Annotated in this window: 10 protein-coding genes; 9 read left to right on the forward strand and 1 reads right to left on the reverse strand. The window is 51.2% G+C overall.

From position 1 onward, the window contains the following. Positions 1 to 55: 55 nt before the first annotated feature. The 3 genes from CHB92_RS11230 (at position 56) to CHB92_RS11240 (ending at position 2767) form a co-directional block, all read left to right on the forward strand. Positions 56 to 895, forward strand: coding sequence for an SDR family oxidoreductase (locus tag CHB92_RS11230; RefSeq protein ID WP_089319416.1), 840 nt, complete (start codon positions 56 to 58; stop codon positions 893 to 895). Positions 896 to 996: 101 nt separating this feature from the next. Then, positions 997 to 2235, forward strand: coding sequence for a BaiN/RdsA family NAD(P)/FAD-dependent oxidoreductase (locus CHB92_RS11235; protein ID WP_089319308.1), 1239 nt, complete (start codon positions 997 to 999; stop codon positions 2233 to 2235). A gap of 79 nt (positions 2236 to 2314) precedes the next feature. Further along, entirely contained in the window at positions 2315 to 2767 is a 453-nt protein-coding gene (locus CHB92_RS11240) for a ferritin-like domain-containing protein (protein ID WP_089319309.1), read from the forward strand. A 379-nt stretch (positions 2768 to 3146) separates the two neighbouring features. On the opposite strand, the gene CHB92_RS11245 is transcribed toward CHB92_RS11240, so the two are convergent. After that, positions 3147 to 4910: a DEAD/DEAH box helicase gene (locus CHB92_RS11245; protein WP_089319310.1), complete on the reverse strand. Its 1764-nt coding sequence runs from the start codon at positions 4908 to 4910 to the stop codon at positions 3147 to 3149. A 662-nt stretch (positions 4911 to 5572) separates the two neighbouring features. On the opposite strand from CHB92_RS11245, the gene CHB92_RS11250 reads away from it, so the two are divergent. The 6 genes from CHB92_RS11250 to CHB92_RS11275 all read left to right on the forward strand — a co-directional run bounded on the left by CHB92_RS11250 (position 5573) and on the right by CHB92_RS11275 (position 15159). Continuing rightward, the gene (locus CHB92_RS11250; protein WP_089319311.1) at positions 5573 to 6118 is read left to right on the forward strand and encodes a hypothetical protein; all 546 of its coding nucleotides are present in this window, start codon (positions 5573 to 5575) and stop codon (positions 6116 to 6118) included. Positions 6119 to 6281: 163 nt separating this feature from the next. Beyond that, the gene (locus CHB92_RS11255; RefSeq protein WP_089319312.1) at positions 6282 to 9683 is read left to right on the forward strand and encodes a UvrD-helicase domain-containing protein; all 3402 of its coding nucleotides are present in this window, start codon (positions 6282 to 6284) and stop codon (positions 9681 to 9683) included. Positions 9684 to 9737: 54 nt separating this feature from the next. Further along, positions 9738 to 10115 (forward strand): VOC family protein, encoded by a 378-nt coding sequence (locus CHB92_RS11260; RefSeq protein WP_089319313.1) that lies wholly within the window; start codon positions 9738 to 9740, stop codon positions 10113 to 10115. Between the two features lie 91 nt (positions 10116 to 10206). Continuing rightward, positions 10207 to 13116 (forward strand): PD-(D/E)XK nuclease family protein, encoded by a 2910-nt coding sequence (locus CHB92_RS11265; protein WP_089319314.1) that lies wholly within the window; start codon positions 10207 to 10209, stop codon positions 13114 to 13116. Between the two features lie 126 nt (positions 13117 to 13242). Then, positions 13243 to 13836 carry a hypothetical protein gene (locus CHB92_RS11270; RefSeq protein ID WP_144266303.1) on the forward strand — a complete coding sequence of 198 codons (594 nt, stop codon included), beginning with the start codon at positions 13243 to 13245 and terminating at the stop codon, positions 13834 to 13836. A 234-nt stretch (positions 13837 to 14070) separates the two neighbouring features. Then, positions 14071 to 15159 carry an FUSC family protein gene (locus CHB92_RS11275; RefSeq protein ID WP_179223019.1) on the forward strand — a complete coding sequence of 363 codons (1089 nt, stop codon included), beginning with the start codon at positions 14071 to 14073 and terminating at the stop codon, positions 15157 to 15159. Positions 15160 to 15284: the final 125 nt, after the last annotated feature.

Here is a 15284-nt window from a genome sequence, read left to right on the forward strand (position 1 = left end):
CAACGCTGCGTTACTTTCTAACAGAATGGCGGAACAATTGTTAAAGGCGGGAACCATGGAAATACAAGCAAAGAATAAAAGCAACATCAGTATCATGGGCTGCGGCTGGCTGGGATTACCCTTAGCCGAACGACTGATAGCAACTAGTTATGAGGTAAAGGGCTCTACGACCAACGCCAAAAAAGTACAGCTCCTGCAGCAGAAAGGAATTAGCCCTTTTCGGATAAACCTGCAAGAGGAAACAACAGCTGGAGAAGTACTGGCTGCGTTTTTGCAATCAGAGGTGCTGGTCCTAAACGTCCCCCCGCAGCTGCGCAAGGGCGGCGGGACAGAGTATCTCCGCCAGATGCGGCTACTGCAGACGGCTTTGTTAGACTCCCCTGTTCGTAAGGTGCTCTTTGTCTCTTCTACCTCTGTTTACCACGACCTTAACCGCTGGGTAACAGAAAATGATGCTGGCCTCACGGAAGCAACAAGCCCCAGTCACGTGCTCCTGCAAGCAGAGGACCTGTTTCGGAAACAAAGCCAATGGCAGACAACGGTCGTCCGTTTTGCGGGGCTGGTAGGTGGCGACAGACACCCCGGCCGTTTTTTGGCAGGTAAAACACAAGTAGCAGGAGGAGAAGTGCCTGTGAACCTGATTCACCTGGAGGACTGCCTGGCTGTTCTGGAGAAAATAATTGTGACAGGAAAATGGAACGAGGTGTACAATGCCTGTGCCGATGCCCACCCCACCCGGCAGGAATTTTATGTACAGGCAGCCGGGCAACTCAAGCTCACACCGCCTGAATTTTCACCTGGAGAAGAGACAAACTACAAGTTGATCAGCAGCGAGAAACTAAAGCGGGAGCTCCCCTACAGTTTTCGATACCCTGACCCCATGGCTTTCTTTTAGTATCTTTGTCGACCTGATTGTTGGAAGTGCAGCTTTTTGAAGAAAGCATCGTGCAACTTCAAGGAAAGAGGTTATCCCTGATTCGCATTTAAACAGAAAGAATGAAGGTTGTAGTTATTGGGGGCGGTGCTGCTGGCTTTTTCGGGGCAATTACCTGCGCCCAGGAAAACCCACAGGCACAGGTCCTGCTACTTGAGAAAACGAACAAGTTGCTGGCAAAGGTACGGATATCAGGTGGCGGGCGCTGTAATGTGACCCATCACTGCTTTGAGCCACGGGTACTGGCACAGCATTATCCACGTGGCGCCAAACAACTAAAAGAGGCTTTTAAAGCATTCGGGGCACAGGACACCATCGATTGGTTTGCCGCGCGGGGGGTTGAACTGAAAGCAGAGACAGACGGGCGCATGTTCCCGGTAACCGACGACTCCGAAACCATTGTGAACTGCCTGCTACAGGAGGCCAAACGTACTGGCGTGCAGATAAAGCTTGGGGCCGGCGTAGAAAACATCATCCCTGTGCAGGAAAACCACCAAAAGCATTTCCGCCTGCAGCTAAGCAATGGTGCGACGCTTCTGGCAGACAGGGTGCTGGTGAGTACCGGTGGTAACCCGAAGCCAGTGGGCTACAACTGGTTGCGCCAGTTAGGGCATGTAATAGAGGAGCCAGTTCCTTCTCTGTTCACCTTCAACGTTCCAACTTCCCCTTTTAAGGACTTACTGGGTATATCCGTACCCAAGGCAAAAGTACGCGTAGCAGGTCAAAAACTGGAGTACGAGGGGCCACTGCTTATCACCCATTGGGGATACTCGGGCCCTGCTGTTCTGAAGCTGTCCGCTTGGGGAGCCCGCCTCTTTTCTGAGCAACAGTACCACTTCACGGTGCTGATCAACTGGATCCCCGATTTTACTGAGGAGTCGCTGCGGGAACACCTGCAACAGTACCGGCACGCGCACCCTAAAAAAGTGGTTAGCAGCAACCAACTCTTCGGCCTGCCGCAGCGCCTCTGGAAAGCGCTGACCCAGTTGGCAGAGATTCCTGCCGAAACGATTTGGGCGGAGCTACCCGGTAAAAACACAAACAAACTGGTGGAGGCCTTGCTACGGGCCTCCTTTGAGGTAAAGGGCAAAACTACTTTTAAAGAAGAGTTCGTGACCTGCGGTGGCGTTGCGCTGAACCAGGTAAACACGAAGACCATGGAAAGCCGCGTGCAGCCCGGTTTGTACTTTGCAGGAGAGGTGCTCGACATAGACGGTATTACAGGAGGCTTTAATTTCCAGGCCGCCTGGACTACGGGCTACTTAGCTGGCAAGGCAATAGCCTCAGCCATAAACCCTTAGCACTGGCTGTTATTCATCCCAGACAACCAAAATCGCACTGTATCAGTATTAATGCATGTTGAACTAACTGCATTAAACTATGGAAATTAATAAAGAATTAAAATCAACGGTTCATCACCTGATCGAAAGATGCAAAGATGGATCGAAAGGCTATAAAGTAGCCTCTCAGGATATTGAAGATAAAAACCTGAAAGACCTGTTCAGAAAGTATTCCGTGCAGCGCGATAGCATGATCACAGAGCTGCAGGACCAGCTACACAAAATGGGTGTGAGTGATGATGAGTCGAGTTCTATAGAGGGCACCGTGCACCGTGCCTGGATCGATCTGAAATCAGCGTTGACGTCTAAAGACACGACCCGCGTGTTGGAAGAATGTGAGCGCGGCGAGGACTATGCTGTTAAAGCGTACCAGGAAGCCCTGAAAAAGGATTTGCCGGGCCAGCTGAAGCCGATTGTAGAGCAGCAGTACCAGGATGTAAAAGATGCACACGACCACATCCGCGCTCTGCGCGATGAAGCCAGAAACAAGTAGTGAAAACAATGGATAGTTAACAGAAAGAGGGGCTTTGCTCCTCTTTTTTAGTTTTAGACAGCATGAAAGGCTTAGGGTATGCTTCCTGCCTGACAAGCCCTGGCTAAACGCAAGAAGGGTGTAATCTGCAGACTACACCCTTCTTGTTTCTAACTGTTTACATAGTTAGCTTAATCTTCCAACCTTTTATGATTTCCTTCTACGCGCAGCCTTAGAGGAAGTTGCTGCTGCAATCGAAATAACTAAAACTATCTTAACTACTGGCGATAAACAAATAGGCCGACGTTTCAAGTCGGCCTATTCTAACAGTTTTTAAAACTTTTACGCTTTAAACGCTGCTTGGTATAATATACGTTCTGTAAAAGCGAAAGTTGGGCTCTTAGAATCTTCTTTTTCTGAAGCCGCCTCTATCACCACCACGGCGGTCACCTCTAGTGGAGTCGCGGTCGCGGTCACGGCCTCCGCCGAATCTACCGCCAAAGCCGCCTCTGTTCCCACCGCGTCCGCCACGGTCTCCCCTGTCTTCACGATCGCCTCTGCCTTCGCCACCTTCTTTTTTCTGAGACTTCTCTACGATCACCATGCGGCCATCCACCTCAATGCGGCCTACGCGATTCAGTATGTCTGCCGTGTATTCGGAAGGTACTTCCACAAAGCTGAATTTGTCATACAGGTCAATGTCTCCTACTTTACCTTCCGGTATGCTGGAGTTATTGCTCAGCAGTTCGATCAGGTCACGCGGGTGCACCCGGTCTTTTTTACCGATGGTGATAAACAGACGGTCCATGCCTTCTTTGGTCACACCCAGTCCTTTCTCTACCTCGGCTCCTTTCTCCTTCACTTTCTGCTCTTTCATGCTCATCTTCAGCAATGCAGAAGCGACGTCGAGTGGCGTGTAACCATCGGTCTCGTTCACAAAGCGCTCGATGCGGGCCACATGTTTTGCCAGGTGTCCTTTTTCCAGCACCTCTTTCACCTTATCGAAGAAAAGGTTTGTACGGATCTCGTTTACATCTTCCAGAGACGGTACCTGCTGCAACACGATCTTCGCCTTGGTATAGCGCATGATGTCTTTTAGCTTGTAGCCATCTGAACGGCCTCCTACAAAAGAGAAGGCTCTACCGGATTTACCGGCACGTCCTGTACGACCAATACGGTGTACATAAGACTCTTCGTCCTGCGGCAGGTCATAGTTAAACACTGCCTCTACGTTGTCTACGTCCAGACCACGGGCAGCAACATCTGTCGCCACCAAGATCTCGAGTGTACCGTTACGGAACTTGCCCATCACGTTAGAGCGCTGGTTCTGGTTCAGGTCGCCATGCAGGGCATCTGCAAAATAACCTCTTGCCTGCAGGCCTGCCACCAGGTCATCCACCATGCGCTTGGTGTTGCAGAAAATGATCGCTGATTTCAGGTTGTACATGTCCAGCAAGCGTGACAGCACTTCCTGCTTATTGCTGCTGCGGACCTCAAAGTATACCTGATCGATGTTTGTTACCGTCAGTTCCTGGTGCACCACTTTCACGATCACCGGATCTGTTTGGTAGCGCTTTGTCATCTCCATGATGGGCTTAGACATCGTAGCGGAGAAGAAAATAGTCTGGCGGTCTTCCGGGATCTTTTCCAGTACGAACTCAATGTCCTCCCGGAAGCCCATGTCCAGCATTTCGTCGGCTTCGTCCAGGATGATCTTGTTCACGTTGTCCAGCACCAGGGTCCCACGCTGGATGTGGTCCATCACGCGGCCCGGAGTACCGATCACAATCTGTACTCCCTGCTTCAGGGCGCGCAACTGGCGGTCGTAGCTCTGGCCACCATAAATGGGCACCACGCTAATACCTGTCTTATATTTTGCCAGTTTCTGGATTTCTCCGGATACCTGGATAGCCAGTTCACGCGTGGGGCACAGAATAAGCGCCTGCACACGGCGGTCTGTAGGATCAATGCCCTCGATGGTAGGGATACCAAAGGCAGCAGTTTTACCGGTACCCGTCTGGGCCTGACCGATAATGTCTTTGCCTGATAAAACAACCGGGATCGCTTCTGTCTGGATGGGAGAGGCTTCTTCGAAGCCCATGTCAGCAATAGCTCGCTGTACTTCCGCAGAAAGCGGAAGCTCTTCAAATTTGATTTTGTTCATCTAACTTACATAAATACTTGATAATCTGGGCAGCCTGCTATAAAACCTATCTCTGTTTTTACGGAGAGCGACAAAATTCGATATACAACTAGGGAAGCCTTCAGGGAGTATCCTTTATCAGTAAATCAGACTGTACCAAATCGGCTGCAAAGGTACGGCTTTTTATCTGCAATAACTAATATGGCGCTGAAATAAGGGGTATCCTAGCCGGCAAATTACGATTGGACTCTTTTTATGTCCGTTTACTAGCATTCTCCTACCACTCACCACTTCTTATACTTTCGGTTTAGATAATTCCCCTATATTAGTTTCACAATAATATTTAGCAATATATTTATCATAAAAAAGAAACCTAATTTCTCGTTACACGTTTTTATAAGTGTTTCACCCTTGATTTACATATGTTTACCCTGAAAGTAACTGTCCGCTGTAAATTTTTCAAACAATGCCCGTAGTATACCGAATGTGACCTGAACTACACCAACAAAACCCCATACCCTTATGCTTGGAATTGAACAGTTACTCCGCCGTTCCCCACTCCCACTTCTGTGTAACGTAAAAAGTTTACCTCTTTAATTAACAGCTGGTGCCTTGCTGCGGCTGCTAATGCCCAATTTAAAAGTATTAAAAAAAACATACCTTAACCCCTTATCTCCTAGTCTATGTTACACTTTTCCAAAATCTCTACAAATGGCAAGGATTTCAACATCGTTGCCTCCGGTGCGCTCGCTTTCAAAATCCACAACAAGATTCTGAAGGATGAAGCTTTTCAGCAAGGCGCTAAAGTAAACCGCAATATGTTGTTGGGTAGTGCCCCTGCCAAAGCCCTCAACAAGAATGGCCGTAACGTGTTTTATGTGATTCTGTCTGACCTGGACAAGATGAACATCGAGGCGTTGTGCCATACCATAGCACAAGAAAGGACCCGTGGCAGCTACGCCGTATGCCAAGTGATCCCGGCCTACTATAATGAACCCTCGTTTAAGGCCTTAAAATTGCTTCGCCAGAACTTCGACGAGGTAATTGAACTGAACAAGTTTAACATTGGCACCAGCAAGGCCTTGATGAGCGCCGAGCAGCAGCAATGCCTGATAACCGATTATTCCCTGTCTATGGCTCGTATCATGTACCACGTTTGCATGAATAACCTATCCCCCGTTATGTCGGCCCCAGTTGCTGACGAGCCAGAACTAGCCTACGCCTCTTAGGCAGTAAAACACTTTCGAGCAAAGAGCCTCTTCCTTAGCCGGACAGAGGCTTTCTTGTGTTATGCCGTTTGCGTTTGCCTTGCCCCCTGCCGGCGAAAGTTTTGCAAGGCCTGTTGCATATGGGCCTCTGGCGGGCGTATCTTTATACTAATTTAGCAACCGTATGCCATCTACTTTTAAAATATACTCCTCTTCGGCGGGCTCCGGCAAAACATACCACTTAACCAAAGAATACCTGAAGCTGGCTCTCCACAGCAACGACCCGGACTATTACCGCTCCGTGCTGGCCATCACGTTTACCAACGACGCTGCGGCCGAGATGAAAGAACGCATACTGGCTGCGCTGCGAAACTTTAACGACGGTAACCTTTCTGAAAAAGATAAGCAAAAGAGCGAGGACCTGCTAGCTGGCATTACACAGGACCTACAGCGGGAGTACCCGGAGGAGAACGTAGACAAGGAAGAAGTGCGCCGCCGCGCCGCCAGCCTGTTTCGCCAGATCCTTTACAACTACTCCGACTTCAGCGTCAGCACCATCGACAGCTTTGTAAACAAGATTGTGCAGGCCTTTACGCGAGAGCTGAACATTCCCCAGAACTTTGAGGTAGACCTGGATTCAAATACATTGCTCAGCACAGCGGTATCGTTGCTGTTAGACAAAGTGACTGACTCTAAAGAGGACCTGCTCTCGCAGACCCTGGAGCAGTATGCCCTGGAGAAAGCGCGGGAGGGCAAGAGCTGGGTAATGCTGCCCGACGACCTGATGGATTTTGCCCGCAACTTGCTGAACGAGCAGGTATTTGACGCCATTACTGACCTGCAGCAACTGAGCCTGGAGGACTTTAAGCAAGTGCGGGAACAACTGTACCTGGTGCAGCAGCAGATAGGCGAAGCTGTGCAGGAGTACGCCCAGCAGGCCATGCATCTGTTCGAGCAAGCTGACGTTTCCCCTGCTGACCTGTACCAAAGCACCCGGGGAATCTGGTCGTACTTCAATACCTGGCTGAAGGCAGTGGACCTGAACTATGGCAACAGCAACGCCCGCAAAACAGTTGAGGAGGACAAATGGTACGGGGGCAAGGCCACAGCCTACGCAAAAGCCCAGATTGACCAGATCAAACAGCCGCTCACAGCACTATACTACCAGATCGAAAGCCTGAAGGAGCAGTATGCCCCTACTTTCACCCTGGTGCAGCAGGTAGTTCCGCACCTGTACAAAGTCTCCCTCCTAAACGAATTGGAGAAGTGCCTGCAGGAGATAAAACAGGACAAGAACACGGTGCACATCTCTGAATTCAACAAGCGCATTATCGACATCGTACTGAAGGAGCCGGTGCCTTTCATCTACGAACGCCTGGGGGAAAAATACAGGCACATCCTGATCGACGAGTTCCAGGATACCTCTGTGCTGCAGTGGAACAACCTTTTGCCGCTGGTAGACAACGCCCTTGCCTCCGGCCATTTCAGTATGGTTGTGGGCGATGCCAAGCAGGCCATATACCGCTGGCGGGGCGGCGAAATGGAGCAGATCCTGCACCTGTACAAGAGGTCAACAAAACAGCTGTACGCAAGCCGGCGCCACGGTCCGCTCATCAAAGAAAGGTACGAGTCTGTTGACCAGGCCCTGCAACCCAATAACCTGAGCACGAATTACCGGAGCCGTGAAGAGATCATTCACTTCAACAACGACCTCTTCACCTTTATCAGCCAGGGGCACAAGGAGTTCGGCATTTTTACGTCTATCTACGACAAAGACTTTACACAGCAGATCCCAACAGGCGCAGACAAGCGTGGCGGGCATATTCAGATCATGTTCACCCACGACGATGACCTTAACTTTAAGTATGAGCTGAACAGCTGCGCCCGCACGAAAGAGCTGTATGAAGGTTATAAGCACGAGGAGCTGCTGACTTACGACGAAAGCACCCTGAACATGGTGCTGCAGTTAGTGCAGCACGGCAAGCAGGAAGGCTATGCGCTAAAGGATATGGCCATTCTCTGCCGCACTAACGTCAAAAGTAAACTCATCGCCAACTTTCTGAAAGAAAAGGGTTTCCCTATTATTTCTCAGGATTCCTTGTCACTTCAGTTTGCGGAGGTCATTAACCTGATCGTGGCCATGTTCCGTGTCTTCAACAGGCCCCATGATAGCCTGGCCAAGACAGAAGCCCTGTACTTAGTATGCAAAGTGGCACTAGAGTCCATTCCGGATGTGGAGATGACGAAAACCATCGCCGACATAGCCAATGAAAAAGAGAACCAGTCCTTCTTTGACCAACTCCGCGTCTTCGGCTTTGATGTGCAGGAACGTGAAACAGGCAACCTTTCCATTTATGAGCTTACCGAAAAACTAATCCGTATTTTTGGCCTGTTGGGCAAAAACAACGAAAGCGAGTACCTCTTCCGCTTCCTGGACCTGGTGCTGGAGTACAGCCTGAAGCACAGCAACAACCTGAACAATTTCCTGAATTACTGGGAGGTACAGAAGGAAAAACTGAGCATCAACACTCCCAAAGATCGGGACGCGATCACCATCACCAGCATCCACAAGTCAAAGGGCCTGGCCTACCCTATCGTCATCGTCCCATTCGCGGATTGGAGCACCGAGCCCAAGCGCGGATCACTGATGTGGAGCCAGTTGCCCGAAGAAGTAACCGTGACCGGCAAGCTGCGCAGCGTGGCAGTTAACATAAGTTCTAAACTGGAAAACACGACGCTCACCCAGCAGTACAGCACAGAAATTGAGAAGACCTTTATTGAGAACCTGAACATGTTGTACGTGGCCCTGACCCGCCCCATGGACAGGCTCTACCTGATTGGCAACGCCAAAGACCTGCTGGAGGAGCGCAGGGCGCCGAAGCTGGACGGACCGGCCAAAAACATCAGCCACCTGCTTTACCGATATTTGGTACACAAGGAAATGTGGGAGTTCGGGAAGCACTGCTATCAGCTGGCACAGGGCAGTCCACAGACCTTGCAGCACCGGGAAGGCCATGAGAAGAGTTATTACCTCGACCACTTAAGTTCCGCTGATTGGGAGCAGCGCCTGAAGATAAAGCAGCACGCCAACAACGTGTTCGACTTCGAGACACAGACTGTGCAGCGGCAGCAAAACCGGAAGTTGCATTATGCCCTGGCCCGTATCGCCTTCGCCCCGGAGCTGGACAAAGTGCTCCGCCAGATGGTGTACGAAGGCATTATCAGCGAACGGGAAAAATCCGACGCAAAACAGCGCCTGAAAAAAGTACTCGACCACCCGAAGCTGCGGCACTACTTTACCAATCAGGTGGCCGTAGAGCATGAGAAGGAAGTGCTTGATGCCCGCGCCTACCTCTATAAACCGGACAGAATCGTTTTTGATGGGGACGCCGTGGTGCTGATCGAGTTTAAAACGCCGCCGCCTGAGCCCGAGCACAAGTACCGGCTGGACCACTATGCCGTTCGCTTCCGGCAGCTAGGTTATGAGAACGTAAAGTGTTTGCTTTACTACTTCGATACTGAGGAGGTAATGGAGTGGCAGTACGGCGGCAAAAAGCAACAGGCGCAGCTGGGGCTGGAGTTTTAAGACCCGACTTGTCTCGTTTTTCACATAAATTGCTTAGGCCTAAAACAATAGTATATGGAACAGCGCATCACGCTCCTAACGCAGGGCGTTAAAAACCTGCAGCGGCCAAAACACTTTTACAAGCAGGTATTCGGTTGGCTGTCCTCCGCTAGCAGCAGCGAAAGCATCGTGTTCTTCGAGTTAAAGGGCATCCGTTCTGCGCTTTTTCCGCAGGATTCCCTGGCAGATGATGCCGGTATGTCGCCAGATGGGCATGGCTCCAGAAGATTCTCACTGGCTCATAACGTAGCTTTAGAGAAGGAGGAAGAAGAATTGGTTGCCTCACTGGAACCGAAAGGCTCAACCGTGTTGAAACGGCCGGATAAAGTTTTATGGGGCGGCGACAGCGCTTCTGTTGCCCCCGGACGAAAACCTGTGGGAGATCGCCTATAGCCCCTTTTTGCCCTTGGAGGACCCGGCGGGGCATCGGCACTCCTCGGTTCTCTAGTACCAGTTTTCTTATCACCCTTTATCTCTTAATTCTGTGCAGACTTTCCTGGAGCTAGCAGCGAAGTATATTTACGAGAAGTACAAAGAAAACATCAGCGACCTCTGCGTGGTGCTGCCCTCACGGCGCGCCAGCTTTTTCTTTAAAACCGCCCTGGCACAGGCGGCCCCGGACCCTATCTGGTCTCCGGAAGTGTACGCCATGGAGGACTTTATCCGCAGCCTCTCCAAAACGGACGTGCTGGAGCCGATCAACCTGCAGCTGGAGTTGTTTGACCTGATGCAGGAACAGGACCCGAAACTGGACTTCGACAACTTCGTGACTTGGGCCGGCACCTTACTCGAGGACTTCAGCCGCATCGATCAAAACCTGGTAGACACAGGCAAACTGTTCGAGTACCTGGGCGAGGCGAAGGCACTCGAGCGTTGGGACCCGAAGTTCCTGGGAAAAGAGCTTTCCCCTACCCTCTGGAAGTACTTCAGCCTTTGGGACAACATCGAGAAAACGTACCACAACCTGCAAAAGCGCCTGTTAGCGAACAAACAGGCCTATACGGGCATGGCTTTCCGCAAGGTGGCGCAGAACATCGAAAAGATCGCTAAAACAACGGAGTGCCACCAGTTTATCTTTATCGGGCTTAACAGCTTGACCCGCTCAGAGGAGAAGATCATTCGCACGCTGCTCAAGCACGATAAGGCGGAGGTGCTCTTCGACTCAGATGATTTTTACATGGAGGCCGACACGCCAAACCGGGCTGGCACCTTCTTGCGCAAGTACAAGAGCAACTGGAATTTGCCGGAGTGGCGCTGGCAGCAGAACCTGCTGCTGACGGACGAGAAGGAGATAAACGTGATCGGTGTGGCTAATGCCAGTATGCAGGGCAAGCTGGCGGGGCAGCTGCTGCAGGAGATCCGCCAGCAGGACAAGCACGCGCAAACCGCCATTGTGCTGCCCGACGAAACGCTGCTCCTGCCCGTGCTGCATTCCATCCCGGAAGAGATTCCCACCTATAACGTGACGATGGGCCTCAGCTTTCGGGGCACGCCGCTGTTCAACCTCATCGACCTGCTCTTTGAGGTGCACCTGACGGGGGTGACACAGCTGCAGACCTCCGGCTATAAAGTGTACCAGTACCACCACCTAAGCGTCACGAAGCTGCTCACGCACCCTTTCATCCGCCGGTATGAGCTGTACCTGAACGAGCAGCCGGAGCAGGCCAAGTACCACGGTATAATCCAGCAGGTGCTGGACAAGATGGCGCAGGAGAACAAGGTGCTGATCACGGCCCAAGAACTGCTGGACCTGAGCCAGCACCACCCGCTTTTCGAGACGCTCTTCCGTACCTGGCGCGACTGCGACGACATTATCGTGGCCATGTACGAGCTGATTGAACTGCTGCGCCAGGTGTATACGCACGGCCGGAACAACATCGAGACGGAGTACCTCTACATTTTCTACACACTGGTAAAGCGGCTGGATACGATCTTCGATTGCCGGGAACATAAGATTTCGGTGCGCAGCTTCCGCAAGTTTCTCTACGAGCTGATCTCGCAGACCCGCCTGCCGTTCAGCGGCGAACCGATTTCGGAGGTGCAGATCATGGGTATGCTGGAAACGCGTGCGCTGGATTTTGAAAACCTGATCATCCTGTCGGTAAATGAGAACGTGCTGCCGGCGCCCAAGCGACAGGAGTCGCTGATGCCGTACGATGTGCTGCGTGAGTTTGGCCTGCCGACCTATGCCGAGACGGAGGGTGCCATGGCCTACAACTTTTACCGCCTATTGCAGCGGGCCAAGCGCATAAACCTGCTCTACGTGCTGCCCTCCGATACCTATGGCTCCGGAGAAAAGAGCCGGTTTGTACTGCAGCTGCAGAACGACCTGGCGCTGCGAAATCCGAAAATCAAGTTCCGCGACCTGACAGCGGCGGTGGAGCAACAGGAGATGCGGGAGTATAACGAAGACATCCTGATACAGAAAACCCCTGAAACCATTACCCAGTTGCGGCAGGAGCTGGAGCGGGGGCTCTACCCTTCGCACCTGAACATGTACATCAACTGTTCGCTGCAGTACTACTTTACCCGCATCGCCAAAATGCAGGAGGTAGACGAGGTGGAAGAGCAACTCGGCGCGGACCAGTTCGGCACGATAGTGCATCAGGTGCTGGAAGATTTCTTCCGCCCGTTTGAGCTGAGTGGCAAGCCGATCCAGCCAGACGATGTGGAGCAGATGCAAGAGGCACTGGCAGAGAAAGTAAAAAGGGAATTCAGCAAAGTAACACTAGGTGCCAAGCCAGAGCGGGGCATGAATTACCTGCTCTACAAAGTAGCGGTAGAGGTGCTGGAGAAATACCTGCAGAAGCTAAAGGCATCAGATGAGTTGCCGCTGTACGTGCTGCGCCTGGAAGAAACCCTCGCTACGACACTTTCTGTACAGGTGGGAGATGAAGTGGTGAACGTACGCATTGCCGGCAAAGCGGACCGCATCGACCTGACGGGCCATGAGCTGCGGGTAATTGACTATAAAACAGGCAAAGTGGAGCAGCACCAGCTTACTGTGAAAGCGGAGGACCTGGAGCTGCACTTCCTCTCCGATCCCAAGTATGGCAAGGCCCGGCAGCTGTGGTTGTATGAGTATGTGCTGAAGCGCGTACTGGAGGAATCGCCGGAAACCATACTGCGGAATGCACAGCACGTGTCGCCCCTGCGCATAGAAGCTAAATCAGGTATTCTCTCTTTCCGCAACCTGGATGCCGGTGTGCTTTCCGCCGATTTCAGCGCTGTGGAAGCGAGGGGTGGCGAGACCCCCAAAGGGTTCATGAATGCTTCGGAGGAGATACTGGCTGATTTTGTAAGAAGGGTACTGGACCCAGAGGAGCCGATTCATAAGACCCGAGACCTGGAGGTATGTCAGTGGTGCGCTTATAAGGGCATCTGTGCCCGATAGCTTATGCCTACAAAAGCCGCCTCACGCCTCTTCAGAAAGTTTTGTTTAAAAAAGTGTTTCCTGTCATCCTAATATGCTATATTGTTTATGCACTATACCTGATCTGATATGAGAACCTGCTTCATTTTGTGGCTGCTTTTTACTGTTTTGTTTAACGTTAAAGCACAAACAGGAACACAACTTGAACCAGGCAGTATTCTATCAGACAGACCAAGCGCGTCTTTAACCTCAAAGTTTGATTCGCTGCTATTCAGCCAGCATAGGGATCTAACAGAAACAGTGCAACTGCCAGCGTTGCCTGCAGTTGTAGGCCACACCCCGACGAATATGCTTATGCAGGGTGATCTTGTGGCGAAAGCAAATGCGTACAAAGATGATACAACCATGTACGATCTAGGAAAGCAGAATGCCAAGCTCTATTTTCACAGGCCGGCTGTATTTAACGCCGCTGCTTTCGGGAGTATGTTAGGTATCATGACGGCAGGGGTCACACTGGCACTTCCAGCTACCCTGGCGCTGGTGCCTCCTAAGATCAAAGAAAAAGATATCCCGGACAGGGCATTCCTGCAAAACGCTAGTTATATGGCTGGTTATACGGCTGGTGCAAAAAAGAAAAAGAGAATAACGGTGCTAAAAGGAACCGGTGTAGGCGTATTAGGCGCAGCGGCGCTGGTGGGGTCTCTGTACCTTCTGTTCAACGCGGTGGCAGAACCCATGTAAAGGCAAGCTTGCATTTCATTTAATTAAAGCGGGAAACAGCCCTTGCACCGCCAGCTTCTTCTAAGAGTATACTTAAACTTTCCCCTTTTATCTGTAAAGTGCGCTTTCAAAAGTAAAATTTTAAACTTGTTCTCAGGCTTTTAAAACCGGGAAATAATATAAACTTTAATTTCCGGCTTTCTAACGCTATCTTTCTGCCGGAGGCATAAGGCTTACCTTACCACCCCTACCCCTGTGAATAGAGCAGCAGAAATCTTAGGTAAACTAGGTCTTACTTTACAAATCTTTAAAACTGCCCTGGCAGCTGCCCTTTCCTGGTTTATAGCGGCAAGCCTGCTACAGGCCGAGTATCCATACTTTGCCGCGCTGGCTGCCATTTTAACAGTGCAGGTGACCGTGGCCGACTCTGTTGAAAAAGCCACACAACGCATTATCGGCATTGTGGGTGGGGTGATGATCAGCATGCTGATGGGGCACTGGTTTCAGGTAGGGGCTATCTCGATTTTCTTTGTGATCTTAATCGGGATGGCGATATCCAAGGCCCTGCGGATGAACCCGCAGATCATCTCACAGGTGGCGATCAGTTCATTTTTGGTTCTGGCTTTTGGCAACACAGAGGAAGGCTATGCCTTTGCGCGGATACTGGAAACCGTCTTAGGATCCGGTATAGCTGTTCTGATCAACGCCTTGATAGTGCCTCAGAATGCAATACCAGACGTTGAGCGTAGCGTCCTCTCCTTTAGCAAACTCTCTGCGGATACCCTGAAAAGCCTGAATGCCTTGCTGGACTATGATGGGAAAAGAAGAAAGACCGGCCGCTCCGAAGTTGACGCCTTGATCAAAGAAACAAATAGTTGCCATCAAACGCTGCGATTGGCAGAGCAAAGCTTAAAGTATAACCCCCTGCTGACGCACAAACGCACCCGGCTAAGCCGCCTGGCTATCAGCATCAGCAAACTGGAGCATATCACGGTGCAGATCAGAGGGATTCGCAGAGGGTTAGCCGACCTACAGCAAGACGAGTCCTTTAAGCGGGAGTACACCAACATCTCTCAGTTAAAGCGTGCCATAGAGGCAACTGCCGAATGTATTACCGCTTTTGGCAGAACAGTCGTAGACTCCTCTGAAAGTAATCTGGCCATACTCGGTACAGCCATACAGGAGGCGCAGGCAGAGCAGGCAAGGGCATTAAAAGACCTGCAACAGCTCTCCAGGTTAGAGACCATACGGGACGTCGGAGGCATCCTGACAGACCTGAGCCGCATGGTGGCAGAAACAGAAAGGCAAAACCCGGGCAAAACAAGCCCTGCTCCTTTTAGCTAAGAGTTCAGGAGCTCCCCTTCCCTTTTCTCAGGCTGTTTTTTCTCGATGCGGAGAGTGCCGAAGAATGGTGACTGCCAGAGAAGGAAAATAAGCTGTTGCCTATCCACTGCCCGCCTGTCAATAAA

Source organism: Pontibacter ummariensis (assembly GCF_900188175.1).
GTDB lineage: Bacteria > Bacteroidota > Bacteroidia > Cytophagales > Hymenobacteraceae > Pontibacter > Pontibacter ummariensis.